We start from the raw sequence: 25,388 nt of genomic DNA on the forward strand, positions 1-25,388 counted from the left end.
GGTCTGGGCTTTTCCTTCACAATTGGGATAACTCATTCGTGATATGTAATATTATGTGATTGACTATAACACGGTAGTTCGTATTTACAAACATTCGTGTATGTTTATTCGGCTGCACCGTGCGACATCAAGGGCAACTCCCATTATGACCATGAACCGTTCTATTCGGCTTTTTGCGGCGGGAGCCGCATTTTTCATCATTGCAGGACAGTCTGCATTTGCGCAGGCACCGGGAGGCGCAACGCCACCGCCCCCGCCAGTCACTGTTACCGAAATCAAGGCGCAGAGCGTTTCCGTCCCTTATGAATATGCCGCTCGTGTAAGCGCATATCGTGATGTTCAGGTGCGTGCGCGTGTCGGCGGTATTCTTATGCATCGCAATTTCGTAGAGGGTACTGAAGTCAAGGCTGGCGATGTGCTTTTCGAAATCGATCCGGCACCTTATGAGGCTGAACTGGCCCGCGTTGAGGCGCAGGTAGCGCAGGCTGAAGCTCAATATCAGCAATCGATCCGCGATGCAGAACGTGCAGAACAGCTCGTTCAGCAGAAGGTTCAGAGCACGGCTGCCCGTGACACTGCCTTTGCAACCCGTGATCTTAACAAAGCTGCTGTTGCTGCTACCAAGGCTCAGTTACGCACGGCGGAGCTCAATTTGAGCTACACCAAAGTAACTGCACCAATTAGCGGCATAACCAGTCTTGAACAGGTTTCTGAAGGCAGCCTCATCGGTACGGATTCTGCGTCGAGCCTGTTGACTTCGATCACCCAGATCAACCCGGTCTACGTCAATTTCTCCTTCACCGACACGGAAGCTGCGGAAATCCGCAAACTGCGTGAGGCGAGGGGAGCAACGGGGCAGGATGCTGATCGTCTGCGTATCAGGATTCTGTTTGGTGACGGACAGGCTTATGATCACGAAGGCACCATCGACTTCACGTCTTCATCTCTCGATACGGAAACCGGTACATTGGGTGCCCGCGCTGTTGTGGAAAATCCCGATCAGCGTCTGATCCCCGGTCAGTTTGTGCGCGCCTCAATTCTTGGCGTTACCATCGAAAACGCAATTCTGGTTCCAAAGGCTGCATTGGTTCAGAGTCCGCAGGGACAGTTCGTCTATGTTGTGAACAAGGACAATGTTGCGGAAGTTCGTCCGGTTACGATTGCCCGCGAATTGACTGACGCCTGGCTCGTCAGCGATGGCTTGCAGGCTGGCGACCGCATCATCACTGAAGGCGTGATCAAAGCTGCTCCAGGCAAGACGGTTCAGCCGGTTGAAGCTTCGGCCGAAAAGGCCGCAGGCGCCGCTGGAGCAGAGGCCGGTAAAGAACAGGCGGCAGACAAGCAATGAATAGATTCTTCGTCGACCGCCCGGTTTTCGCGGCGGTTATCTCTATCGTCATTGTGTTGGCAGGCCTCATTGCGATGCGGATCCTGCCTATCGCACAATATCCCGAGCTGACGCCACCACAGGTTGTCGTCAGTGCGACCTATCCGGGCGCAAGTGCGGAAACGGTGACGCAGACTGTTGCAGCTCCACTTGAGCAGCAGATCAACGGCGTCGAGAACATGCTTTATATGCAGTCCTCGAGCCTTGGCAGCGGCACCATGCAGTTGACCGTGACCTTTGCTCTTGGCACTGATCCGGATCAGGCGACCATCAACGTCAACAACCGTGTGCAGCGTGCAACGTCTTCCCTGCCTCAGGAAGTGCAGCGTCTGGGCGTTACGGTCGACAAGCGTTCGAGCACAATTCTCGGCATGGTGGCGATGTTCTCCACCACTGACCGATACGACCGTACCTATGTCGGTAACTACGCGCTTTTGAACGTTATTGACGACCTCAAGCGTCTTACGGGCGTTGGTGACGTTCAGCTTCTTGGCAACATCGATTATTCGATGCGTGTCTGGCTGCGCCCTGACAAGCTGGCACAATATAATCTGACACCCGCGGACGTGCAGACAGCTATTCAGGAGCAGAACGCGCAGTTCGCGGCGGGTCGTTTTGGTGATCAGCCTGACCCGCAGGCGGGTCCGTTCACCTATACTGCGACAACGCAGGGTCGGTTGCCCGATGCGTCAGCGTTCGAGAACATCATTCTTCGTTCCGACAAGAATGCTGCAACACTGAAGCTCAAGGATGTGGCGCGTGTTGAACTGGGGACGGAAAGCTATCTCGTCGACAGTGCTCTCAATGGCACGCCGGCGGTTCCGATTGCGATCTATCTGCAGCCGGGCGCCAACGCGCTTAACACGATGGAACTCATCCAGAACCGTATGGCGGAGCTGAAGACGAGCTTCCCTGAAGGCATCGACTATTCGGTTCCATTTGATACGACCAAGTTCATTAAGGTCTCGGTCGAGGAAGTGATCCACACCTTCATCGAGGCGATCATCCTCGTGGTTCTGGTGGTCTTTATCTTCCTTCAGAACTGGCGTGCGACGCTTATTCCGGTCATTGCAGTTCCGATCTCGATCATTGGTACATTTGCAGGCATGTATGTGCTTGGCTTCTCCATCAACCTGCTGACACTGTTCGGTCTGGTTCTTGCCATCGGTATCGTGGTCGACGATGCCATTGTGGTGTTGGAAAACGTCGAACGTATTATGACGACGGAAAAACTGCCACCGCGCGAAGCCGCCATCAAGGCAATGAGCGAGGTGACAGGACCTGTTATCGCAATTGTTCTGGTGCTCTGCGCTGTGTTTATTCCAGTCGCCTTCATGGGCGGTCTGGTCGGCGAAATGTATAAGCAGTTCGCTGTTACGATTGCGATTTCGGTTATCATCTCTGGTATTGTGGCCCTGACGCTCACGCCCGCTTTGTGCGCGCTGATCCTCAAGCCGGGCCACCATGAGCCGATGCTGCCATTCCGCATTTTCAACCGTTTCTTTGACGGTTTGACGCGCGGTTACACCAACGGCGTGCGCTTCTTCCTGAAACGCGCGGCCATTGGCCTGTTGATTTTCGCAGGCTTGTTGGGCGGCACGTACTATCTCTTTGAGAAAGTGCCGAGTTCACTTTTGCCGGATGAAGATCAGGGCTTCCTGTTCAGTGTCGCTATCCTGCCACCAGCCGCATCGTTGGAGCGCACGAGTGCGGTTCTTCATGAGGCCAGCAGCAATATTCGCAAGCATCCTGCTGTTGAAAGCGTCTTTGAAGTCTCCGGTTTCGACTTGCTCTCGGGCGGTTTGAAAACCAGTGCGGGCACGATGTTTATCATGCTCAAGGATTGGAAAGAACGCACGACTCCGGATCTCGATGCACGTAATCTGCCCGGTGCGATCATGGGCATGAATGCGGGTATTCAGGATGGTATGGTTCTCGCATTCAATCCGCCTCCGATCATGGGCCTCAGCACGACCGGCGGTTTTGAACTCTACGTACAGGATCGTACCGGCGGCGGCGTGGAATCGCTGACCAATGCGACCAAGCTTCTGACAGACGCTGCGGCCAAACGCCCGGAACTGACAGGCGTCCGTACGACGTTCGATCCGAATGTGCCGCAATACGACATCCAGCTTGACCGCGAAAAGGCCAAGGCGATGGGCGTGCCGATCAACTCGGTATTCACCGCCATGCAGGCGACCTTCGGTAGCGTTTATGTCAACGACTTCACGCTCTATGGCCGTAACTATCAGGTCAATCTGCAGTCGGAAGCTGAGTTCCGTCGTGATCCAAGCGACCTCAAGCATGTGTTTGTGCGCGCCGATTCTGGCAGCATGATCCCGCTGAGTGCATTGGTAACGGTGAAGCGTGTCGTAGGCCCTGATCAGCTTGAACGGTTCAATGCGTTCAATGCTGCCAAGGTCACAGGCAATCCGGCACCGGGCTTCACCTCCGGCGACTCCATCAAGGCGATGCAGGAAGTGGCGGCTGAAGTGCTTCCACAGGGCTATCAGATTGCCTGGACGGGCTCCGCCTATCAGGAAGTCACGACGAGCGGTAGCGGCAGTCAGGCTATGATCTTTGGTCTGATCATGGTGTTCCTGATCCTTGCTGCCCAGTATGAACGCTGGAGCCTGCCGCTGGCTGTTATCACGGCAGTACCATTCGCAATCTTCGGTGCGCTGCTTGCAACCGATCTGCGTGGCCTGACCAATGACGTCTACTTCCAGATCGGTCTGGTGACGCTCATAGGCCTTGCGGCAAAGAACGCGATCCTGATCGTGGAGTTTGCGGTGTTGCAACGTGAAGAGGGCAAGTCGGCTATTGAGGCTGCTGCTGAAGCTGCGCGTCTGCGTTTCCGCCCGATTGTGATGACGTCACTGGCGTTCATCCTTGGTGTGGTTCCGCTGGCAATCAGCTCAGGTGCGGGTTCTGCAAGCCGTCACTCGATTGGTACCGGCGTTATCGGTGGTATGTTGGCTGCGACCTTTATCGCAACCTTCTTCATCCCGATGTTCTACAGCCTGATTGCACGCAAGCCGCCCAAAAAACGTCCTGACGATGCGGCAGTCACACCAGCTCCGGTTCAGACTGCTCCGGGTGAGGAAAGTGGCCCTTCTGCGCACTAGAGCACGTCTCCCAAAAGTGGTGACCGGTTTTGGGAGATAAGCGTAAAAGCAAAGAATTAAAGCGTGTCGTATGGATATGATAAAACGCGATACGCTTTAGTGATCTAATTCCGACATTTGCACTCCGGGTTATGGAAGCCGAGCAAATGTCGGAATTCAAATTGCCACTCGTGATTTTATGAAACGCCCAATCCGAAAGCTGTTTTTCCCTTTTGAGAATGCGAACTGGCCCTGTGTTCCATTACTGTCTCAACGGGTGCGCCAGGAATGGGGTCTTTGTCGAATTCAAGCATAAACACTGTACGACAGGACAAAGAAAAGCCCCGCTCTCTGGCGGGGCTTTTTCGTTGAAGCGCCGGTCTGACTGAAACAGATCGGCGCTTGAAGATTCGTATCTGGCGCAGGGCTCATTCCAAGTCACTATATGCTTTTTCGCGGTGCGTTCCTGAGCCAAGCAACCATGATCAAGCGCAACGAGCTCGCGTCAATACCAGCGCATTTATAACTGCGCGTTTCCTCCGGCGCAAAACATCCGGGGCTAAATCACAGCCCAACTCCGTCCTGCGCAGTAACAACGAGCGCTCCCGACTTGAATGCTGTCTGTGGGGTCAGAAATGCGTCGCGATGCTTTGAACAATTGCCCAAAGGATGATTGCTGCAGGAACCGTCAGACATGTCAGAAAGATGCCGAAGAATACGTAAGTAGCTTCATTCGGCGAACGTTGTGTTTGTGCAGGAGTCTTGTGCCAATGAGTGCTGATACCTTGGTACATGTATAATTCCTCCTTTTCCTCGATATTGATTATCGATCAAAAGCAAAAATCTTCAAGATCAAATAAATAACTGGATTTATTGACGAAATATGATAAAAGCGACACGGAAATAAGAGAATTAAGTCGATCTCTCATCGAGAATTTCCAAAAAATCCCGCTCAATATTCTGATTTCAAATAATTTTACTTTCGTACTGTAAGTATCGAATGAACGGAAGTTTCAAAAATTAGTGAAAATTAGACCTGCATTGCGCATCGTGGTGCGACAAAATGGCACAAAATTAACAGGCATCTAAAGGGAGTCGCAGTGGCTGCGGCAGGCCTGAATTCACCGAACGACTTCATTCAGCAGGCATTCTGAGAGTGTGAAACGTCTTTCAGGCGAGATATCTATGGAAACGGAAGCACAGAGCTCCACCCAATTCAAACGGGTCCCGATCCGCTAAAGATTGGTCGTTGAATGGTACATACTCGGTGTGTGATGGTTTCTAATAAAAGCTGTTGGGAAAATAGCGCAGATAAAGCTCTGTGAGTTTGCCCTGTTGTTGCAGGGACTGAAGCGCATTATTGAAAGCACTGGCCAGTGTTGCATTGTCCTGTGCCACAGCTATGCTTAGACCGGAGCCGAGATATTGCGGCGCGAGATAAGGCCCGTCGGCGAAGCTGCAACAATCATTGGCCTGATCACTCTCCAGCCAGAACGACAGGGCCATTCCGTCATCAAATGCCGCATTCACGTCGCCTGTTTGCAATGCGGTTAGCAGAGCTGTGCGATCGGGATAAGGTTTGACGATTGCTTGTGGGAAGTAAGCTTTCAGAAGCTGCTCATGTGCTGTTCCAGCTATGACCCCGATATTTTTATCGCGGACAGCGATAGCTGCGGGCTCGGAGAAACGATTTGTTTTGATTGTCACGAAGCGTGCAGGAAGGCGCATATAAGCACGGGTGAAAATAAACTTTTCCCGGTTGAGCGGATTAGCACTTAAACCTGCAATGATGGCTTCAGCCTCGCCACTTTCAAGCTTGGCTTCAAGCTCAGCCCACGGCACAGCTTCGATCTGGCATATGTCACTCAATCCCATCTGGCTGCACAGCGCTTTGGCGAGATCAATATTATAGCCGGAAAGCTGACCGGCATCGTTCAGCGCATTGAAGGGCGGAAAGTTGAGCGTGGTTACGAAGCGAAGCCTGTTGAGGCCCTGCAAAGACGGCAAAGCCAGCCTTTCCTTCTGGTTGAAGAAGTCAGGTGCTTTGGGTGCAGGCTGTGCGCCAGCCGGAAGGCTGCCAAAAAGCCACGAAGCTGCAACCGCTATGCTCAAAACGTGCCGTTTCATCGGTGCTTAGTGTAAGCAATATCCTATAATTTCACGTTAATTATCTTAATTATCTGGGCTTTAAAATCCCCGGTGATTTTGAACGTGAGCCATCTGTGTCGGAAAACATAAAATAAGTTTAATCTGATGCGAAGATTCATGTTTCAATTTTAAATAGAATGAAATAAATATTCATATGTGGTATTATTTAATAAATACATAAATTAGTAAAATAAATAAACCGCATCATGAATATGAATTAATATTACAAGTTATATAATATAATCCAGTAGTAGTGCGGGGGTACTATGAGTAACGGATCGATTTCTTTCGATCTGGGGATATGCACTGCCATATCTGCCAGATTGGAACGACGTGGCGTGCCGCGCGATCGCCTGAAGCAGGCATATGAAGCAGCAATCATAAATGGGACGAGTTTCTGCGAGGAAGTCGCGCATCAGCAGGGTATTTCAGAAGAGATTCTTTTTGAAGCGATAGCCGATTATCTCGAACTCACATTCACAGAAGAGGTTCTATCGAACCGGGTCTTTGTCACTGGCGAGGAAACATCGGCCATCTTCACCGACCCGGGGCAGTTGATGGTGCTCGGATATGACGGTACCTCCTATCTTTATCTCGCGCCGACCGAAAGTCGTATCGCAAAACTGCGAGATCACATTCGGCAGGCACCGGATCTGCGGGATCGGATCAGGATCTGCACACCCTCATTCATCAAGAAAATTCTGCGGCAGCGCCATCAGAAAGATCTTATCGCACGTGCTCACGCGATGACACCGCAGCTGTTTTCTGCTTCCCGTGTTCTCGAGACTCCACAGGCCTTTATCATCGCAATGGGGCTTTATGCGTTCATCGCCAGCATTGTGAACTGGCCGATACAAACCATTCTCGCATTGCACGTGTGCCTGACATTGTTCTTTTTTGGCTGCGTGCTTATTCGTCTTTTTGCAGCGGTTGGCAGCCGACGCCTGCGCTTTCCTGAGATTATGCCTTTCAAACGGCGTGACTTGCCGGTCTACTCCGTTCTGGTGCCTCTCTATCGCGAGCAGGCCGTCGTCGGGCAGTTGATTGCCTCGCTCGAACGGCTCAATTGGCCGCGCAGCAAGCTGGATATCAAGCTTGTGTGTGAGAAGGATGATTTCGATACAATTGCCGAGATCAGAGGACGGACGCTACCCTCCAATTATGAGCTGGTTCTCGTACCGTCAGGCGGGCCGCGCACCAAGCCAAAGGCGCTGAATTATGCGTTGCAGTTTGCACGCGGCGAAATCATCGCGGTTTTTGACGCGGAAGACCGCCCGCATCCTGATCAGTTGCTTGAGGCGTGGCAGGCATTCCAGCGTGGCGGTAAGCAGCTTGCTTGCGTTCAGGCACCGCTCATTATCGGTAATTTCCGACAGAACCTGCTGACACGCATGTTTGCATTTGAATATGCCACGTTGTTCCGTGGCCTGTTGCCATGGCTTGCATCGCAGGGGCTGGTCATCCCGTTAGGCGGAACTTCCAATCATTTTCGTCGCTCCTGCCTTGATCAGGTTGGCGGGTGGGATGCCTATAATGTGACGGAGGATGCCGATCTTGGCATGCGGCTTGCCCGCTTTGGCTATGGCATAGATGTTATTACACGCGGTACCGTCGAGGATGCGCCGGTGGATTATTCCGTCTGGCACAAACAGCGGACGCGCTGGATCAAGGGGTGGATGCAGACATGGCTCGTGCATGGCCGAAATCCTTACACGACGTGGCGGGAGCTGGGTTGGTGGCGCTTCGTGGTCAACCAAATTTATACGCTCGGTATTATTGGATCGGCACTTTTGCATCCATTCATGCTGATGACAGTTACAGTACTCGTTGCGATGATGATCTTCGGACCATTAGGCTCTGAGAATGTATGGCTTCTGCGCATCGATATGGTCAATATCATGCTGGCCTATCTGAGCTTCTATGTGCTTGGCTCCAAGACAATGGAGCCGACGGAACTGGGCGGATACGCCTATATTCTGGCCATACCTGCTTATTGGGTCTTGATCTCGATTTCGGCCTGGAGAGCCCTGTGGCAGCTGGTGCGTAAGCCGCATCTTTGGGAGAAAACTCCGCACCAGCCAAGTGCGTTTTATTTGCTGGAAGGTGAAGGGGCAGGTGTTTTGGATGCGAGGAATTCCGCACCGCGTCCGATAATGGACTGATCTTCAGGTCCGATGGCCTCGAGATCACGTCCTTCATAGGGCAATGTCAACAAGATGCGCCGGATTGCTGCCAGTCTGGCGCGTCTCTTGTCGTTGGAGCGGATGATGGTCCAGGGCGCATAACCGGTGTCGGTGCGTTCCAGCATTGTGTGCAAGGCCGCGGAATAATCATCCCAGCGTGAAATGCCCGCTACATCCATCGGAGAGAATTTCCAGTTCTTGAGCGGGCTGTGGCGGCGTTCATGGAAGCGTTTGAGCTGCATTTCCTGACCGATATCAAGCCAGAACTTGAACAGATGAATGCCTTCAGTAACAACCATGCGCTCGAAATCAGGTGTTTCCGTCAGAAAGGTCTCAAGCTGCTCTGGCGTGCAGAACTGCATGACGCGTTCGACACCGGCACGGTTATACCAGGAGCGGTCGAAGGTGACGAACTCTCCAGTCGTTGGGAAAAGCTGCACATAGCGTTGGAAATACCACTGACCGCGTTCGGTTTCGGTCGGTTTGGGCAACGCGACGTTACGTGCGGTACGTGGGTTCATGAATTGACGGATTGTGAAGATCGTACCGCCTTTGCCGGCAGCATCACGCCCTTCAAAGACTGAAATTACGCGCCCACCGGTCCCTTGCAACCAGTATTGCATTTTGACGAGTTCGATCTGAAGCCGCTCCAGCGTTTCTTCATAATCCTTCGTTTTCATCTTTTCTTCGTAGGGATAGTGGCCGGATTGCAGAGCCTGGTCGTCTATCCAATCCGGAAGTTTTGGATCATTGATGTCGAACTTGTGCGTCTCGCCTTCAATTTTGATCTTCAAGGGCTTATCAGCGGATTTCGAGTTGTCCTTTTCTGCTTTCTTTTTGTTAGCTGTCTTTGAACTGTCACCCACGGCAAGCTCCTTTGGTTTATAGAAAAGCACGCTTTGAAAAGTGCCCATATAGCATCATGCATGATATGGGCTGTTTATAAGCCGCGTAAAGGATGGTTTGCCTGCTTTTGGAACAATAGCTTGGGTAGGGTAAATCGCTTGCGCGGTGCAATAGTTGAGAGATGTCAGAATGAGTGAAAACAGCAGCCAGCCTTCGCCCGGTTCCGAGCCAGAGGAAAGCCTCTTCGCTCCACTGATCAGGGTCAAAGGTGTGCTCATTACCAGCATGGTTCTGGTAGTCTGCATCATGGTGCTGGAATTGCCGTTATGGTTCCGTATCGCTTTGATGGTCCTGATCATTGTCGGTGCCATATGGGTCGCAAGTGCTACGCGCGAGGAGACGGTTGAGGATAAGCCGCAGGGCGTGCATGCAACCAATGAAATGGCAGACGTTTCGGGGGAGCGGCTGGCTGAATTATTAACAGATCCGATGATCGTCTTCGATCAGCGCGGAACTGTCCTTTTTGCCAATGCGGCTGCTCTTGAAGCGTTTCAATCTCTCGAAAAAGACACGGGCCTTTATCTGCGTTTTCGCGCACCGGAAATGCATGCCCTCATCCAGGGCGTTATCGCAGATGGCGAACCGCGCAGCATCGATTATTTTGAACGCGTACCGATTGATCGCTGGTATAAAGCGGTGGTCAAGGCGCTCCGCGATCCAGACGGCAAACCGGAGCTTTTCGTCCTTCTGTTCCGCGACCAGAGTGAAACGCGGCGCATAGACCGTATGCGTTCAGACTTTATTGCCAATGCCAGCCATGAACTGCGCACCCCGCTTGCTTCGCTGCTGGGCTTTATTGAAACGCTGCAAGGTCCGGCACGTAACGATGCCGCAGCGCGGGATAGATTTCTCGGCATCATGCAGAAACAGGCAGAACGCATGTCGCGCTTGATAGATGACCTGCTGTCACTGTCGCGGCTTGAGATGCGTGCACATCTGGCTGTAAATGAATGCGTGGATATGACGGCGGTGCTCAACCATGTGGCTGATACGCTGAGCCCGCTCGCGGCAGGGCTGGATGTCACGATTGAACGCCATCTTCCGGATCATCCGGTTAATGTGACAGGCACACGGGATGAATTGATCCAGGTGTTCCAGAATCTGGTTGAGAATGCCTGCAAATATGGACAGGGCGGCAAGCGTGTTATTCTGAAACTGGATGAAGAAAACAACAGTGGCGCATTTGAGGTTGCGGCTTCCGTGCAGGACTTTGGCCCTGGCATTGCTGCGGAACATTTGCCCCGTCTGACAGAGCGGTTTTATCGTATCGATGTCGAAACCAGTCGTGCACAAAAGGGAACAGGCTTGGGGCTTGCGATCGCAAAGCACATCCTGGCGCGACATCGCGGACGACTGGTTGTACGCTCGCAGCTTGGTGAAGGCTCGACCTTCCTGGTCCGCCTGCCTAAACGGGCATGAGTGAGGGCTTATACTCAAAAGTGAGGACCGGTTTTCGGGAAAGGCGTGGATTCAGATAAGATATCAGCGCTTAGATCTCATTCAATCGGATTATAAATGCGCCTCAGGACTTCCTTCGAATAAAAGCCCCGGTAGCGTTTCCGCTCCGGGGCTTTTGTTTATAGACTTGGCTTTATCGTTCAGCGTGCGCGGCGGCGTTCTGCCGTCGGCTGGAAAGCCAGTTTCGAATGATATCCGCAATATGGGCTGGATTCACCGGATTCACTACCGCAGAAGTGAAAATCTTCATTGAGCGGATCACCGATTGGCCATTTGCAGGTACGTTCGCTAAGCTGAAGCAAGGTCAGCTTGCGCGAAATAGGAACAACAACGTCCGAAGTTGGTCTTACGACCCGTTCAGTCACTGCATCAGCCACATATTCCATCTGAAGCGCAGTTGCGCCAACGGTATGTGTAACAGTTGCTGTGCGGATGGTCGTGGTCGCCTGAGGACGGCTGCTGCCATTCGTCTGTGTTGCTGCAGGACGCGGCGCGGCTGCAACAGTATTAACTTTTTTGCTGCGCGGAGCAGCCGTGGTGGTTTTGCCACGGCCCGAAAGCTTCAAACGATGCACTTTGCCGATCACTGCATTGCGGCTCACGCCACCAAGCTGTGCTGCGATCTGGCTTGCACTCAAGCCCTCGTTCCATAATTTCTTCAGCAGTTCGACGCGCTCATCTGTCCAGTTCATCGCCCTGGGCTCCAATCAATTTTCGTTATCCGGAATCCACCAGTGTTCCCGGATTGCTCCAGGCGCAAACACTATATCTATCCGGGTGACTAGGTCCGTCGCACGAAATGTAGTTTTTTTGCTTTGAATAGAAACTACATTAATGAACGACTTCATGACAAGGGATAGCCTTGTCAGGCGGATTCCATTTTTATGGTTTTCCCCAACTTGGGTGCTAAAGACGGTTTTTCTGAGTCAGCTTCGGCCATTTTGCGGGAGCTTTTCAGCGGGATGTCCCGTCAGGGAAAACATCTGGCGTCTATATATCGACCCAATCCGCAAAATGCCAGCCCTGCACCGCATAGGTCCCATCTTATATAGTGAGTTCTTTCCAGCATGAACTCATGCATAAAGATGGATGATTATCCTTGCGCGCTTTGATTGACATTTTTTTTGCGAGCGCCAATATACGCCCGGGATTAAATAATGCCGCCTTGAGGGCGGTTTTTTATTTCCGCTGGGAGGCTCATGCAAAGACATGAGATCGCCTGATCCCGTTCCGGGGACTTTTTAGGCTCGTGGTGCGGGGTATTAGAGCGGTGTGCGTCCCTATCGGGCGCACAAAGGTCGCTCTAAAAGTTTAAATTTGCTGCATAATTTTACCTGTAACTGTTTCAGGTTTAAGGAATTAGGCAGTAACACAATGGGAAACGCTGCCTGACCGGCATTGCCGGAGGCGCTGCATTTACAAGGCTTATGGAGGCCTGACTGCAATGACCGACGTTACGACTGTGCAACCGCTCTACGACACCTATAATCGTGCGGCTCTGCGCTTCGAGCGAGGTGAGGGCATCTGGCTGATTACCGAAGGCGGCGACCGTTATCTAGATTTTGCTGCTGGCATTGCAGTTAATTCGCTGGGCCATTCCCATCCGCATCTGGTCAATACGCTCAAAGATCAGGCCGATAAGCTGTGGCATCTGTCCAATCTCTATGAGGTTCCCGGACAGGAGAAGCTTGGCCGTCGTCTGGTTGAAGCGACATTTGCCGATAAAGTGTTCTTTACCAATTCGGGTGCCGAGGCTCTCGAATGCGCGATCAAGACCGCGCGCCGTTATCATTTTGTAAACGGCAATCCTGAGCGCTTCCGCGTCATTACCTTTGAAGGTGCATTCCACGGACGTACGCTGGCAACGATTGCTGCTGGTGGTCAGGCCAAGTATCTCGAAGGTTTCGGCCCGAAAGTTGACGGCTTCGATCAGGTGCCGTTTGGCGATGAAGCAGCACTGCGTGCCGCGATCACCGAGGAAACTGCAGCGATCCTGCTTGAGCCTGTGCAGGGCGAGGGCGGTCTGCGCGGCTTCCCGGAAGAGTTCATGCGGCTGTTGCGTCAGATCTGCGACGACAAGGGGCTTCTTCTCATCCTCGATGAAGTTCAGACGGGCGTTGGCCGTACCGGCAGACTGTTCGCTCATGAATGGTCGGGCATCAAGCCGGACATCATGGCAGTCGCCAAGGGCATTGGCGGTGGCTTTCCGATGGGCGCTTGTCTTGCAACCGCAGAAGCTGCCAAGGGCATGACTGCTGGCGTTCATGGCACGACCTATGGTGGCAATCCACTGGCCATGGCAGTCGGCAATGCCGTGCTTGACGTCGTGCTTGCTGATGGCTTCCTCGAAAACGTGCAGGAAACAGCATTGACGCTGAAGCAGGGCCTTGCATCGATCATCGATCGTTTTCCGAACGTGGTTTCGGAAATTCGTGGTCGTGGTCTTCTTATGGGCATCAAATGCGTTGTGCCAAACGTGACGCTTATTCAGGCTCTGCGTGATGAGCATTTCCTGAGTGTCGGCGCTGGTGACAACGTCATCCGTCTTCTTCCTCCGCTTGTCACGACGCCTGAAGAGGCTCGTGAAGCATTGAGGCGTATTGAGATGGCTGTAGAACGGCTTGCAATCGCAAATCCGACCAGTAAGACGGCGTGAGATCATGGCGAACAATAACGGTATTAAGCACTTCATTGACCTCTCGACCGTTCCGGCCAGCGAACTTCGCGCCATTATGGAAGATGCCAAGGCACGCAAGGCGCGCCTGAAGGCTGGTGAACTCGAAAAGCCTTTTGCCGGCAAGGTGCTGGCAATGATTTTCGAGAAACCATCCACGCGTACCCGCGTCTCGTTTGATGTTGGCATGCGTCAGCTCGGCGGTGAGACGATCATGTTGACAGGCTCGGAAATGCAGCTTGGCCGCAGCGAGACGATCGCGGACACAGCCAAGGTGCTTTCGCGCTATGTGGATGCGATTATGATCCGCACGACATCGCATGATCGCATGCTGGAACTGGCTGAATATGCGACCGTTCCGGTTATTAATGCACTGACCGACGACACACACCCTTGTCAGATCATGGCTGACGTTCTTACATATGAGGAACATCGCGGTTCGATCAAAGGCAAGACCTTTGCCTGGATGGGGGACGGTAACAACGTCCTGCATTCTCTTGTGGAAGCCGCGGCGCGTTTTGATTTCAACGTCAATATCGCAACGCCGGAAGGCAGCGAGCCGAAGCAGCAATATATCGATTGGGCAAAGGCAAACGGCGCGAACATCATGTCCACAGCGGACCCGGATAAGGCGGTAAGCGGTGCAGATTGCATCGTGACCGACACTTGGGTTTCGATGGGGCAGGAAGATCACGCCCGTGGCCATAATGTTTTCATGCCCTATCAGGTTAATGCACATCTGATGGCTAAAGCTGACCAACAGGCGCTTTTCATGCACTGCCTGCCCGCGCATCGCGGCGAGGAAGTGACCGACGAAGTGATCGACGGCCCTCAATCGGTCGTATTCGATGAAGCTGAAAACAGGCTCCATGCCCAGAAAGCTATTCTGGCCTGGTGCCTGCAAGGCGGCATTTAGGAGCATAAATTGTCTGACAAGATCAGCAATGAGCAAATCGAAGTCGAAGACATCCAGATCGCTCTGGAAGACCTCGACTTCGCCGGTGACGATGCCGTTGTGCCCTTCCAGGTGGAGGGGCTCGACGTGCGTGGTCGCGCCGTACAACTGGGCGGCAGCATTGACGCTATTCTGAAGCGCCACAACTATCCGGAACACGTCGCACGCCTTCTCGCCGAAGCGACGGTTTTGACTGTGCTTCTTGGCACGTCTTTGAAATTTGAAGGCAAGTTTATCTTCCAGACCCAGTCTGGCGGCCCTGTCGATATGCTGGTGGTCGATTTCCGCACGCCGCGTTCCGTACGTGCCTATGCGCGTTTTGATGCTGAACGCGTCAAGGAAGCTGTAGCGGCAGGACAGACCCGTCCTGAGGAACTGCTTGGTCGCGGCACGCTGGCTTTCACCGTTGATCAGGGTGCCTATACGCAGCGCTATCAGGGCATTGTTGCTCTTGATGGATCGACGCTGGAAGAGATTGCACGCACCTATTTCCGTCAGTCGGAACAGATTCCTACCGATGTGAAACTGAGCGTTGCCAAGCTCGTTGAGCGCGGTGCTGACGGTAAACTGGTCGAGCGCTGGCGCGCTGGTGGTCTGGTTATTCAGTTTCTGCCTGAATCTGAATTGCGTTCACGTGTGCCGGATCTTCCGGGTGGTGATGGTGACGAAAACACGATTACGCGCGATCTGGAAGATGACGGCTGGGATGAAGCGCGCTCGCTGGTCGGCACGATTGAAAGCTCTGAGCTGACCGATCCGCAAGTTGGCTCGGAACGTTTGCTTTATCGTCTGTTCCATGAACGCGGCGTCCGCATCTATGAAGCCGTTCGGGTTCTGGATGAGTGCTCGTGCTCGCGTGAGAAAATCGAAGGTGTGTTTTCCAAGCTCTCGGCTGAAGAAATTAAGGACAGCATTGAGGACGGCAAGATTTCCGTGACCTGCGAATTCTGCTCGACGCATTACGAGTTTGACCCAGCGCAGTTTGCGAAGTGATCAGGCGCGCAGCTGGAAAAGTGTGACGCGGTTCTCTGATAGACTGAGCAACAGGTAAAATATTCATGGCGTCGATAGGCGCTCATAGAAAAAGGCGCTTCGTGAGAAGCGCCTTTTTTAATTCAGTGTACGACGTGTCTCTGGAATATCGAGAGAGAAGGCCGGAATATTGACTTCAAAAGCGTTGCCGTCGGAAGCCTGCATCTGATAGCGCCCGACCATCACACCAGATGTGGTGGAGAGTGGGCAGCCTGAAGAATACTGATAGGAATCACCGGGATTCAGCGTCGGCTGATCTCCAACGACACCGTCTCCCTTTACTTCTTCTATATGACCATTCCCGTCAGTGATCTGCCAGTAACGCGAGCGCAACTGTATGGTGTCAGAAGAATTATTGGCGATAGTAATCCGATAACCCCAGACGTAGCGGTTTTCTTCAGGCTCTGACTGATCTTCAAGATAAAAGGGCTCGGCTGTTACTTCGATACCCCGCGTTACCGCTCTGTACATACGCACCCGCCTTTGAATCGCATCAAGTCTTCGTCTTTCACCTATCGCGAAAGTTGCGCTGGAGGTCAACGATTTGAAGCGGACAATTGCGTTGCAATTGCCAAAATGTTCCGGCAATTGCGTTGTTTATGCATCATTTTGCGATCAAAAGACGCTAAAATAGCACATTCGCGTTAGCGAGCAGCCTTCAGCGCTTCCAATACATCTTCGATCAGATCGTCTGTGTCCTCAAGGCCCACAGAAAAGCGCAGCATACCATCCGAAATTCCGAGTTCTGCACGCGCTTCATCGGTGAGGCTCTGATGCGTGGTCGTGGCCGGATGTGTGATGATGCTCTTTGCATCGCCGAGATTATTGGAGATGCTGAAGACCTGAAGTGCATTTTCAAACTTGAATGCTGCTTCTTTGCCGCCTTCCAGTTCCAGTGCAATCAGCGTCGAGCCACCGGTCATCTGACGCGCGATAATATCTGCTTGCGGATGGTCGGCGCGTCCCGGATAGATGATCTGCTTGACGCCAGTCTGACCTGCAAGGGCGTCTGCTACTGCGGCTGCCGATTGCGTCTGCTGACGCACGCGCACACCGAGCGTTTCGAGCCCCTTGAGCATGATCCAGGCATTGAATGGGCTCATACCCGGACCGGTATGACGGAAGTAAGGCTGCAAAACTTCTTCGGTCCATTCCTGATCTGAAAGGATAATGCCACCCAGGCAACGGCCCTGACCGTCAATGTGTTTGGTGGTCGAATAGACAACGATATGCGCACCCAGTTCCAGTGGCTTCTGGAAGAGTGGTGTTGCAAATACGTTGTCCACGATCAGCTTGGCACCGATCTCATTGGCGATGTCGGCGACAGCAGCGATGTCGATGACTTCCAGCGTCGGGTTCGACGGGCTTTCAAGCAGCATCACTTTGGTGTTTGGACGGACAGCAGCTTTCCAGTTTTCAATCTGCGCGCCATCAATAACGGAAATTTCCACGCCATATCGTGGCAAAAGCGTTTCGACGATATAGCGCGACGAGCCGAAAACAGCGCGGGCACAAATCAGGTGGTCGCCAGCCTGTACCTGACACAGGATGGATGCCGCAACCGCAGCCATGCCCGATGTCAGTGCGCGTGCATCTTCAGCACCTTCAAGCGCACACATGCGCTTTTCAAACATATCGGTGGTTGGATTAGCATAACGCGAATAGATGAACCCCGGGTCTTCACCCTTGAAGCGAGCCTCAGCGGCTTCCGCCGTTGGATAGAGAAAGCCCTGTGTCAGATAGAGGGCTTCTGACAACTCTGCGAAACCCGAACGCAGCGATCCTGCATGAACGAGTTGAGTTGCCGGGCGGAACTTGCGGGTAGTCTCATTCGTCATTTTTCCAACCTGTCGAAAGCTGGTCGGCCGGGGCATGGTGACGCCTCGGCGGCCAATAAAAAACCGGCCTTGCGAAAACGCAAAAGGCCGGTAACGAACCGCGGCCTCATTTAGCGAATTCTTTAACGTGGCTGCAAGCCGGCCGGCCAAATCACCACGGAACACTTTTTCCTTATGCCTCTTGGGCGGGGTCGTCAATGCCAGAAGGATCAGTTTTCAGGAAAACGCCAGTCTGCCAAAGCATTGAACCCTGCGATTCCTGCGGAAAACCAGCGAACTGCGGGGTTTCAGGGTTGGCATTGAGGCTCAGAGCGGTCAATGGTCATAGACCAGTTTTAAGCCAGTTTTTAAAAAGTCACGGAGTTCAGTGTTATGACGCAGAGGGACGCAGGAATTCTGGCAGATGCGGATATTGCCGCACTGTTTGACAGCGGGTTGCTCGTATCTGCACGTCCGCTGGATGCCGACCAGATTCAGCCTGCCAGCCTTGATCTGCGGTTGGGTGTGAAAGCCTATCGTGTGCGCGCATCCTTCATGCCCGGTCCCGGTACGCCGGTTATCGATAAGCTCGAACGCCTCAAACTTCACGAGATCGATCTGACTGCGGGCGCAGTGCTGGAAACAGGCTGTGTCTATATCGTGCCACTGCTTGAAAGCCTGTCACTTTCACCAGAGCTTTCAGCATCTGCCAATCCAAAGAGCTCGACAGGTCGTCTTGATATCTTCACCCGTGTCATCACCGATGGCGCGCAGGAATTCGACAAGGTTCCGGCCGATTACAAAGGCCCGCTTTATCTTGAAGTCAGCCCGCGCACATTCCCGATTGTCGTGCGAACCGGTTCGCGTCTGTCGCAGATCCGCTTCCGAAAGGGGCGTGCGCAGCTGAACGAAGCTGAACTTTCGACCCTTCACCAGAACGAGACGCTCGTCGCTTCTGAAATGCCGAATATTTCCGGCGGTGGCATCGCGCTTTCTGTCGATCTGTCAGGTAGCGAAGACAGGCTCATCGGCTATCGCGGTAAGCACCACACGGCTGTTGTTGATGTCGACAAGCGCGCAGCACACGATGTGCTCGATTTCTGGGAGCCGATCTATGATCGCGGGTCACGCGAACTGGTGCTTGATCCCGATGAGTTCTACATCCTCGTTTCGCGGGAAGCTGTGCACGTACCGCCGCTTTTCGCAGCTGAAATGACGCCTTTCGACCCGCTGGTCGGTGAATTCCGTGTGCATTATGCGGGCTTCTTTGATCCCGGTTTCGGCCACAGCTCTGCTGGTGGCACTGGAAGCCGTGCGGTTCTGGAAGTGCGCAGTCATGAAGTCCCGTTCATTCTTGAACATGGCCAGATTGTCGGCCGTCTTGTTTATGAGCACATGTTGAATCGCCCGAAGGCGCTCTACGGTGTCGATCTTGGATCGAACTATCAGGCGCAACAACTCAAGCTCTCCAAGCATTTCAGGTGATTGCACTCTTCTTGGTTCCGCCTTTATAAAATAGGCCCGCCTTATAAGTAAGGATGAGGCGGAGGAGGTCGGTAGAGTGAAGCATGGGAAGGAATGGGAACGGGAGAACACAATAGATGTGCCGCCGCGCCGTCTGTTGGTGGGTATCGTTGCATTGCCGGGCTTCACACTGACGGCACTGAGCCTGTTTCTTGATCCGTTCCGACTGGCGGCCGATGATCGCGATAAAAGCCGACAGATCAGATGCGGGTGGAAAATCTGCACAATGTCCGGTGATCCGGTCACGTCGAGTTCCGGCATGGTAATCGAACCTACCGCAACCATCGGTGAGCTTGATGAATGTGACTATGTGGCCGTGGTGGGAGGTTTGCTTGCCCAATATCGCCCACGACAGCAGGCACTGATTGATCTCATCAAGAGGGCGGACAAACGCGGCAAGACGGTGGTCGGCCTTTGCACAGCCGCTTTTCTGCTTGCTGAAGGCGGATTGCTGGACGACCGCAATTGTTGTGTAAGCTGGTTCCATCGCGACGATTTCCTTGATCTTTTCGATGGCCATACGGCTGATACGACCAGCCTTTTTCATCGCAGCGGTCGGCACTATACTTGCGCAGGTGGGCTGGGCGCTGCGTCGTTGTCTCTGTCGATCATCCAGAATGAAATCTCGGAGGAACTGGCACGTAAAAGTGCCTCCATCCTGATGATCCCTTATGAACTGGTGCGTTCGGAACAGCCGGCACTCAGCTTCAATGGCGTTCGCTCGCCGATGATCCGCAGGGCGATCCGTATTTTCGAGGAAACGCTGGAAGAGCCAGTGCCGATGATCGATGTGGCGCGCAAGCTTGGCATCTCTGTGCGTCAGATGGAGCGCGGTTTCCGCATGGCCGTGGGGCGCACTGCGTTCGAGGTGCGCGAGGAGCTGCGGGTCAAGAAAGCGCGTGAGCTGTTGTTGGAAACCGGGCTTTCGCTTCTGGAAGTGGCTGTTGCCAGCGGCTTTACGGATACGCGCAGCATGAACCGTTCGTTTTTCAGGCAGAAGCAGAAAGCCCCACGCGAATATCGTAAACACCACTGAGTTTGTGAGATAACTTGCGAATCCCGCACTGACCTCCTATTTTCCGCGACGAAACTGCCAGTTTGGCAGAGGGGCTGAAACGCGGTGCATTCTATCGTATCCAAGCGACGCGTTTAAAGCCTTTGTTTTTACGCATGTCTTTAACGGAAAACCGGTTCCCACTTTTCCGAGACATGGTTTGATGCAGGAGATTTGCATGTCTGATGGTGTAAACCGTTTCCTTGGCGACTCGCCAGCGCGCGTGCTGATCAAGCTTGTGCTGATCTCGCTTGTCGTGGGCGTAGTGATGAGCGCATTCCACTGGACGCCTTATGATATACTTTATGGCATCCGTGATTTTGTTCTGCGTCTCTGGAATATGGGCTTCTCAGCCATTGCTGGTTTTGCCGATTATCTCATTCTTGGCGCGGCAGTTGTCATTCCTGCCTTTATTTTGCTCCGTATCCTGAGCTACCGGAAATAATCAGAGCGTTTAAGCCAAGGATGCGAAGCATTTTTGTGCCGAACAATGCTCCAATTTGAACCGTTCAGAAATCGGACAGATGCAGCAGAACGACACGTTTATTCTTTCCCGGCGTGGTTTTTTGATCCTTGCCGGTGGTGCACTGGCTTTTGCGGCCTTGCCCGCAGGCTTTGCGAATGCCGCGGCAGACGTCGATCCAACAGAATTGTTCAATCAAATCCGCAAGGCCAACGGCCTGTCGTCGATGGCAACTGACAGCAAGCTTGAGCAGGCAGCTCTTTATCAGGCACGACGTATGGCAGCCCATGGCAAGATCGGCCACTCGGTAGGCTGGGGCAATGGGTTTGTATCAAGGCTCAAACAGGCCGGTATTCGTGGACCTGCCGCGGAAAACGTGGCCTCTGGTCAGCCCAATACACAAGCCGTCTTCGATGCCTGGATGAAATCACCTGGCCATCGCAAAAACATGCTTGATGCGACTTTCCAGCATTACGGCCTTGCCTGGGCAACGCCAGAGAACAATCCACGTCGCATTTACTGGGCGATGATGCTGGGGCTTTAAATCTTATCTTCAGCTAAAAGCCCTGAAGCCAGATGTTGAAACACCTCTACAGCCTTTTTCAGCGCAGATGCCGGGTTGTCGCTTGCGGCAACCCAAAGTGCAGCATTCAGCGCCGCGCCGCTTAACAGTCGCGCTGCAGCATCCACATCGACGGGCTTCAAAACGCCTTCCGTAACCAAAACTTCGACCGTTTTGCGAGTGACGTCGAGGCAGGCATTCTGGCTGGGCCATTGCGAGGGGTCGCCAAGAAAAGCCGGGCCGTCCAGAAGCACGATGCGCTGCACTTCTGGTTCCAAAGCCATCTCAATATAGGTCGCAGCCTCTGTCATCAAAGCAGCCCAAGGGTCTGCTTCTAAGGAAGCTGCATTCTTTGCGCGTGAGGCCATTTCGCCATCAATCTGCGCGACAACGGCAGCCAGCAGTCCCTTTTTGTCCCCGAAATTATGATAGAGCGCTCCGCGTGTCAGTCCCGCTTCCGCTGTCAGATCATCCATGGATGATGCTGCAAAACCCTTTTTGGCAAAGGCTTTTCTCGCCGCAGCCAGCAACAGCTGGCGGTTTTCCATCATGGTTTCAGCGCGAGACCTCGGGGCCATGCAAATCTCCGTTATTGACATACGGTTCGTATATGAAATACACATACGTTACGTATATCAAATTTGCAGACCAGAGAAAAGCTGCATACCGAAAGGATATTCTATGACCCGCACCGCTGTATTTCCCGATGGCCGCCAAGACCTTTACGAACAAAACGGATACTCTGCTGCCATTCGCTCCGGCGATCTTGTTTTCGTATCAGGGCAGGTCGGCAGCCGCGAAGACGGATCGCCTGAACCTGAATTCAAGGCACAGGTTGAACGTGCCTTCGATAATCTGCGCAATGTATTGGCAGTGGCGGGCTGTACTTTCGATGACATCGTGGACGTGACCACTTTCCATACCGACCCGCAGAACCAGTTCGCCACGATCATGGACGTGAAGTCCCGAATGTTTGCCGAAAAGCCCTATCCAAACTGGACGGCCGTCGGCGTAAACTGGCTCGCTGGTTTCGACTTCGAGATCAAGGTTATTGCGCGCATTCCGAACGAGTAACCGCGTCCAATCTCTCCTGACATAGCGCTGTCAGACCTGCGACAATGCGGTGGCCGAATTATCTGTCGTTTCCAGAAATTCCAGAGTAGAGCTTCCTCCAATTGCTAATTAGTTGTTGGGGTCAGCTATGGATCAGATGCTGCACGAAAAGAGCATCGTTTCCAGACCATTTGATGTGACGCATCGCATGGTGATGATGATCGCCGTGCCGATGACGCTGGCTGCCGTCACCACACCTTTGCTGGGTCTTGTCGACATGGGCGTGGTCGGTCAGATGGGGCAGGCCGAACTGATTGGCGGACTGGCAATTGGTGCGCTGGTTTTTGATTTTTTGCTGACAATGTTCAGCTTCCTGCGTTCAGGCACCACTGGCCTTGTTGCGCAAGCCATCGGTGCAGAGGATAAGGCGGAAGAGCAGGCTATTTTCTGGCGCGCAATCATCATTGCGATTGTTGCCGGTTGCCTGATGATCTTAAGCCTGCCGCTTGTTCTCACTGTCGCGTCTGACTTTATTCACCCAACACCTGCGACACAGGCCGCGATGGTGAGCTATGTTTCCATCCGCATGTTGTCGGCACCTGTTGCGCTGATCAATTATTCAGTGCTTGGTCTGTTGCTCGGTCGTGGACAGGGCGTACTTGGCTTAAGCCTTCAGGTGTTGATCAACGGCATCAATATTGTGCTTTGCATCTGGCTCGGTCTGGAACTTGGCTGGGGTGTCGAAGGTGTTGCCTGGGCGACGGTGACGGGCGAAACAGTAGCCGCTATTGTCGGGCTGTTCCTTGTCATGCGGCATTTTCATAAGCAAACAGGCCGCCACCCGGATATCAAGCACATTCTGCATAAGGCTGGCATTGTGCGGATGATCGCGCTCAATCGCGATATCATGATCCGCTCTATCCTGCTTTTGACGGCATTTGCTTTCTTCACGCGCGCAGGCTCGGAGCTTGGACCTGTGACGCTCGCTGCGAACGCAGTGCTGATGAATTTCTTCCTCGTCTGCGGTTTCTTCCTTGATGGAATGGCTGCGGCTGTTGAGCAGATTGTCGGGCGCTCGGTTGGCGCGCGCCACAGCCCGGCTTTTGTGCGCGGCGCCAAGCTGACCTTCGTCTGGGGACTGGTCATGGCAAGCGTGATTGCACTCATCTTGCTGGTATTTGGTGATGCGATTATCGGCCTGCTGTCAAAGGCCGAAGATGTGCGCGATGAGGCGATCAGATATTTGCCATGGGCGGCACTAACAGGCCTGACTGGCCTCCTCGCGTTTCACATGGATGGCGTCTATATCGGCGCAACATGGTCGCGCGACATGCGCAACATGATGTTCTTCTCGCTGATATTCTTTATGGCAGTGCTTTATGCAGCAAAGCCCGTGATGGGCAATCACGGGCTTTGGCTTGCAATCAATCTGTTCCTGTCTATCCGCGGCGTAACGCTTCTGGCGTTGTTGCCACGCAGATACAGATCAGAATTTCATCAGTCTTAATCAGGCAGCTGGCGTGCGGCCCATTCCTTTGTGTCTCGGTCGCGCAACGCGGCAATATTGGCCACGCCTTCGGCCTTGACTGCTTCCGAAAGCCCACGCAGGATTTCTGATGCGAGGCCCGGACCGCGATAGATCATACCGGTATAAAGCTGCACAAGATCGGCACCGGCCTTAATCTTGACGAGTGCGGTTTCTGCATTGTCGATGCCGCCCACGCCGATCAGCGGCATGTCCGCACCGACACGCTCACGCATACGCGCAAGAATGATGGTCGAACGCTCGAAAAGTGGCGCGCCGGACAGGCCACCGGTTTCTTCACGGTTCTCAGCGCTTTTCAGGCCAGCGCGCGAAAGCGTGGTGTTGGAAACGATGATGCCATCGAGCTTCTGCTCTGTGGCTTCGGCTGCAATATCGTCCAGTTCTTCATTGCTGAGATCAGGCGCGATCTTGAGAAAAACCGGCCGCTTCAGCGTGCACATCTTGCCTTCTTCGTCACGCGCTGCAAGCACGCGTGAGAGAAGTTCGCGCAGTGCCTCACGGGATTGAAGATTGCGCAGGCCGGGTGTGTTGGGCGACGAGATGTTGACGGTGAAATAGCGCGCAAGCTGATAGAACTTGCGGATACCAGCCACATAATCGCCGATACGATCCTCAGTATCCTTGTTGGCACCGATATTGACGCCGACGATGCCGCTCTTGCCTGCACGCTGCGACAGCCGCTTGAACGCGGCATCATGGCCTTCATTGTTGAAGCCAAGGCGGTTGATCACGGCTTTATCGTCTGGTAGCCGGAAAATGCGCGGGCGAGGATTGCCGCTCTGCGGGCGAGGGGTGATTGTGCCGACTTCCGTGAAACCGAAACCAATTTTCAAAAGCGCGTCCGGCACTTCGGCGTTCTTGTCATAGCCTGCGGCCATGCCCAATGGATTGGGAAACTTCAGTCCTGCAATCTTAACCGAGAGCGCAGGATCATTGGGGCAGCTGCATGTGACAATACCGGTTTTAAGACCGGCAATCGACAGACCATGCGCCTGCTCGGCATCGAGCGAGAACAATGCACGTCGCCCGATAAGTTCAAAAATCCCGCTCATTTATCCTCAAGCTCCGGAAAAATATGGAGACCATTTTTGTCGAGCGCTAGTGGCTCGACTTTCATGACTGCCGACATTGGCAGCGCTGCATAAAGATGCGGAAACAGCGCCCCGCCACGCGAGGCTTCATATTTCAGCGCATCGCCGAAACTGCTCGTAAGAGAATCCGCATCCACGCTTACAAGCAGCAGATCCGTTTGCCCGGCGAAGTGTTTGGCGGCCGTTTCGAGCACCTGTGTACTGGTGGAGAAATGGATATAGCCATCAGCAATATCAACCGGTGCTCCGGTAAAAATGCCAGCCTCTTCTGCCTGCGCCCAGAGATCGCGCGGGGCGATCTTGTAGATGGTCCTTTTGGTCATGGCTGCTCTCTAGACCGAATTAATTAGAAAATCAAAGCATGACGTGTTCGTTTTTCTTGCATAGCTCCCATATGTTGGGTGGAAGCCTAAACTGCATCCCGAAAA

21 protein-coding genes and 1 riboswitch are annotated in these 25,388 nt (G+C 53.3%); of the genes, 13 read left to right on the forward strand and 8 right to left on the reverse strand.

All coding sequences use genetic code 11. The annotated features are described in order from the left end of the window. Window positions 1–145 precede the first annotated feature (145 nt). Window positions 146–1,348, forward strand: coding sequence for an efflux RND transporter periplasmic adaptor subunit (locus CEV32_RS20165; RefSeq protein WP_094578865.1), 1,203 nt, complete (start codon window positions 146–148; stop codon window positions 1,346–1,348). Then, the gene (locus CEV32_RS20170; protein ID WP_094578866.1) at window positions 1,345–4,515 is read left to right on the forward strand and encodes an efflux RND transporter permease subunit; all 3,171 of its coding nucleotides are present in this window, start codon (window positions 1,345–1,347) and stop codon (window positions 4,513–4,515) included. Before CEV32_RS20165 ends, CEV32_RS20170 begins: the two co-directional genes overlap by 4 nt. Before the next feature lie 1,260 nt (window positions 4,516–5,775). On the opposite strand, the gene CEV32_RS20175 is transcribed toward CEV32_RS20170, so the two are convergent. Continuing rightward, window positions 5,776–6,621: a transporter substrate-binding domain-containing protein gene (locus CEV32_RS20175; RefSeq protein ID WP_094578867.1), complete on the reverse strand. Its 846-nt coding sequence runs from the start codon at window positions 6,619–6,621 to the stop codon at window positions 5,776–5,778. 287 nt (window positions 6,622–6,908) lie between these two features. Here CEV32_RS20175 and CEV32_RS20180 point away from each other — a divergent pair, with 287 nt between their 5' ends. Then, window positions 6,909–8,804, forward strand: coding sequence for a glycosyltransferase family 2 protein (locus tag CEV32_RS20180; protein WP_094578868.1), 1,896 nt, complete (start codon window positions 6,909–6,911; stop codon window positions 8,802–8,804). On the opposite strand, the gene ppk2 is transcribed toward CEV32_RS20180, so the two are convergent. Beyond that, window positions 8,732–9,691: a polyphosphate kinase 2 gene (gene ppk2 / locus CEV32_RS20185; protein WP_094579196.1), complete on the reverse strand. Its 960-nt coding sequence runs from the start codon at window positions 9,689–9,691 to the stop codon at window positions 8,732–8,734. The two genes, CEV32_RS20180 and ppk2, sit on opposite strands and share 73 nt — an antisense overlap. Window positions 9,692–9,860: 169 nt before the next feature. On the opposite strand from ppk2, the gene CEV32_RS20190 reads away from it, so the two are divergent. After that, window positions 9,861–11,150, forward strand: coding sequence for an ATP-binding protein (locus tag CEV32_RS20190; protein WP_094578869.1), 1,290 nt, complete (start codon window positions 9,861–9,863; stop codon window positions 11,148–11,150). Window positions 11,151–11,329: 179 nt separating this feature from the next. Here the strand turns inward: CEV32_RS20190 and CEV32_RS20195 are convergent, their stop codons facing one another. Continuing rightward, on the reverse strand, window positions 11,330–11,881 hold the full coding sequence (locus tag CEV32_RS20195) for a GcrA family cell cycle regulator (protein ID WP_094578870.1): 552 nt from the start codon (window positions 11,879–11,881) through the stop codon (window positions 11,330–11,332). 752 nt (window positions 11,882–12,633) lie between these two features. Between CEV32_RS20195 and CEV32_RS20200 the strand changes: the two genes are divergently transcribed. From CEV32_RS20200 to CEV32_RS20210, 3 genes are read left to right on the forward strand one after another with little or no spacing between them, the layout of a single operon-like run. After that, complete coding sequence (locus tag CEV32_RS20200; protein WP_094578871.1) at window positions 12,634–13,845, forward strand: aspartate aminotransferase family protein; 1,212 nt, start codon at window positions 12,634–12,636, stop codon at window positions 13,843–13,845. 4 nt (window positions 13,846–13,849) lie between these two features. Further along, window positions 13,850–14,779 (forward strand): ornithine carbamoyltransferase, encoded by a 930-nt coding sequence (gene argF, locus CEV32_RS20205; RefSeq protein ID WP_094578872.1) that lies wholly within the window; start codon window positions 13,850–13,852, stop codon window positions 14,777–14,779. Window positions 14,780–14,788: 9 nt separating this feature from the next. After that, window positions 14,789–15,811: an Hsp33 family molecular chaperone gene (locus tag CEV32_RS20210; protein WP_094578873.1), complete on the forward strand. Its 1,023-nt coding sequence runs from the start codon at window positions 14,789–14,791 to the stop codon at window positions 15,809–15,811. A gap of 117 nt (window positions 15,812–15,928) precedes the next feature. Here CEV32_RS20210 and apaG read toward each other — a convergent pair whose 3' ends face one another. Beyond that, window positions 15,929–16,321, reverse strand: a complete 393-nt coding sequence (apaG, locus tag CEV32_RS20215) for a Co2+/Mg2+ efflux protein ApaG (RefSeq protein WP_094578874.1) — start codon at window positions 16,319–16,321, stop codon at window positions 15,929–15,931. A gap of 173 nt (window positions 16,322–16,494) precedes the next feature. Next, entirely contained in the window at window positions 16,495–17,688 is a 1,194-nt protein-coding gene (locus CEV32_RS20220; protein WP_094578875.1) for an O-succinylhomoserine sulfhydrylase, read from the reverse strand. Between the two features lie 88 nt (window positions 17,689–17,776). Beyond that, a riboswitch (SAM riboswitch) is annotated at window positions 17,777–17,856 on the reverse strand. A gap of 204 nt (window positions 17,857–18,060) precedes the next feature. On the opposite strand from CEV32_RS20220, the gene CEV32_RS20225 reads away from it, so the two are divergent. The 4 genes from CEV32_RS20225 to CEV32_RS20240 all read left to right on the forward strand — a co-directional run bounded on the left by CEV32_RS20225 (window position 18,061) and on the right by CEV32_RS20240 (window position 21,252). Further along, window positions 18,061–19,152, forward strand: a complete 1,092-nt coding sequence (locus CEV32_RS20225; protein ID WP_094578876.1) for a 2'-deoxycytidine 5'-triphosphate deaminase — start codon at window positions 18,061–18,063, stop codon at window positions 19,150–19,152. 43 nt (window positions 19,153–19,195) lie between these two features. Beyond that, window positions 19,196–20,227, forward strand: coding sequence for a GlxA family transcriptional regulator (locus tag CEV32_RS20230; protein ID WP_374883150.1), 1,032 nt, complete (start codon window positions 19,196–19,198; stop codon window positions 20,225–20,227). Window positions 20,228–20,423: 196 nt separating this feature from the next. Then, window positions 20,424–20,690: a DUF6460 domain-containing protein gene (locus CEV32_RS20235; RefSeq protein ID WP_094506571.1), complete on the forward strand. Its 267-nt coding sequence runs from the start codon at window positions 20,424–20,426 to the stop codon at window positions 20,688–20,690. Between the two features lie 79 nt (window positions 20,691–20,769). Continuing rightward, the gene (locus CEV32_RS20240) at window positions 20,770–21,252 is read left to right on the forward strand and encodes a CAP domain-containing protein (protein ID WP_094578878.1); all 483 of its coding nucleotides are present in this window, start codon (window positions 20,770–20,772) and stop codon (window positions 21,250–21,252) included. On the opposite strand, the gene CEV32_RS20245 is transcribed toward CEV32_RS20240, so the two are convergent. Next, the gene (locus CEV32_RS20245) at window positions 21,249–21,848 is read right to left on the reverse strand and encodes a TetR/AcrR family transcriptional regulator (RefSeq protein WP_094578879.1); all 600 of its coding nucleotides are present in this window, start codon (window positions 21,846–21,848) and stop codon (window positions 21,249–21,251) included. The two genes, CEV32_RS20240 and CEV32_RS20245, sit on opposite strands and share 4 nt — an antisense overlap. Window positions 21,849–21,951: 103 nt before the next feature. Here CEV32_RS20245 and CEV32_RS20250 point away from each other — a divergent pair, with 103 nt between their 5' ends. Both CEV32_RS20250 and CEV32_RS20255 read left to right on the forward strand, forming a co-directional pair. Continuing rightward, window positions 21,952–22,344: a RidA family protein gene (locus CEV32_RS20250; protein WP_094578880.1), complete on the forward strand. Its 393-nt coding sequence runs from the start codon at window positions 21,952–21,954 to the stop codon at window positions 22,342–22,344. Between the two features lie 136 nt (window positions 22,345–22,480). Further along, a complete protein-coding gene (locus tag CEV32_RS20255; protein ID WP_374883148.1) occupies window positions 22,481–23,830 on the forward strand; it encodes an MATE family efflux transporter in 1,350 nt (449 codons plus the stop codon). Here CEV32_RS20255 and CEV32_RS20260 read toward each other — a convergent pair. Together CEV32_RS20260 and CEV32_RS20265 are read right to left on the reverse strand one after the other, a co-directional pair. Then, window positions 23,827–24,921: a quinone-dependent dihydroorotate dehydrogenase gene (locus tag CEV32_RS20260; protein WP_094578882.1), complete on the reverse strand. Its 1,095-nt coding sequence runs from the start codon at window positions 24,919–24,921 to the stop codon at window positions 23,827–23,829. The genes CEV32_RS20255 and CEV32_RS20260 overlap by 4 nt on opposite strands. Beyond that, complete coding sequence (locus CEV32_RS20265) at window positions 24,918–25,283, reverse strand: DUF952 domain-containing protein (RefSeq protein ID WP_094578883.1); 366 nt, start codon at window positions 25,281–25,283, stop codon at window positions 24,918–24,920. Before CEV32_RS20265 ends, CEV32_RS20260 begins: the two co-directional genes overlap by 4 nt. Window positions 25,284–25,388: the final 105 nt, after the last annotated feature.

The organism is Brucella rhizosphaerae, from assembly GCF_002252475.1.
Lineage (GTDB): Bacteria > Pseudomonadota > Alphaproteobacteria > Rhizobiales > Rhizobiaceae > Brucella > Brucella rhizosphaerae.

Excerpts from the sequence above, each read along its gene's own strand:
- CEV32_RS20240 (WP_094578878.1), top strand. The coding sequence starts at position 20,770 with ATGCAGCAGAACGACACGTTTATTCTTTCCCGGCGTGGTTTTTTGATC.
- CEV32_RS20180 (WP_094578868.1), top strand. The coding sequence starts at position 6,909 with ATGAGTAACGGATCGATTTCTTTCGATCTGGGGATATGCACTGCCATA.
- CEV32_RS20165 (WP_094578865.1), top strand. The coding sequence starts at position 146 with ATGACCATGAACCGTTCTATTCGGCTTTTTGCGGCGGGAGCCGCATTT.
- CEV32_RS20220 (WP_094578875.1), bottom strand. The coding sequence starts at position 17,688 with ATGACGAATGAGACTACCCGCAAGTTCCGCCCGGCAACTCAACTCGTT.
- CEV32_RS20195 (WP_094578870.1), bottom strand. The coding sequence starts at position 11,881 with ATGAACTGGACAGATGAGCGCGTCGAACTGCTGAAGAAATTATGGAAC.
- CEV32_RS20255 (WP_374883148.1), top strand. The coding sequence starts at position 22,481 with ATGCTGCACGAAAAGAGCATCGTTTCCAGACCATTTGATGTGACGCAT.
- CEV32_RS20200 (WP_094578871.1), top strand. The coding sequence starts at position 12,634 with ATGACCGACGTTACGACTGTGCAACCGCTCTACGACACCTATAATCGT.
- CEV32_RS20265 (WP_094578883.1), bottom strand. The coding sequence starts at position 25,283 with ATGACCAAAAGGACCATCTACAAGATCGCCCCGCGCGATCTCTGGGCG.
- CEV32_RS20250 (WP_094578880.1), top strand. The coding sequence starts at position 21,952 with ATGACCCGCACCGCTGTATTTCCCGATGGCCGCCAAGACCTTTACGAA.
- CEV32_RS20170 (WP_094578866.1), top strand. The coding sequence starts at position 1,345 with ATGAATAGATTCTTCGTCGACCGCCCGGTTTTCGCGGCGGTTATCTCT.
- CEV32_RS20260 (WP_094578882.1), bottom strand. The coding sequence starts at position 24,921 with ATGAGCGGGATTTTTGAACTTATCGGGCGACGTGCATTGTTCTCGCTC.
- CEV32_RS20175 (WP_094578867.1), bottom strand. The coding sequence starts at position 6,621 with ATGAAACGGCACGTTTTGAGCATAGCGGTTGCAGCTTCGTGGCTTTTT.
- apaG (WP_094578874.1), bottom strand. The coding sequence starts at position 16,321 with ATGTACAGAGCGGTAACGCGGGGTATCGAAGTAACAGCCGAGCCCTTT.
- CEV32_RS20190 (WP_094578869.1), top strand. The coding sequence starts at position 9,861 with ATGAGTGAAAACAGCAGCCAGCCTTCGCCCGGTTCCGAGCCAGAGGAA.
- argF (WP_094578872.1), top strand. The coding sequence starts at position 13,850 with ATGGCGAACAATAACGGTATTAAGCACTTCATTGACCTCTCGACCGTT.
- CEV32_RS20245 (WP_094578879.1), bottom strand. The coding sequence starts at position 21,848 with ATGGCCCCGAGGTCTCGCGCTGAAACCATGATGGAAAACCGCCAGCTG.
- CEV32_RS20235 (WP_094506571.1), top strand. The coding sequence starts at position 20,424 with ATGTCTGATGGTGTAAACCGTTTCCTTGGCGACTCGCCAGCGCGCGTG.
- CEV32_RS20225 (WP_094578876.1), top strand. The coding sequence starts at position 18,061 with ATGACGCAGAGGGACGCAGGAATTCTGGCAGATGCGGATATTGCCGCA.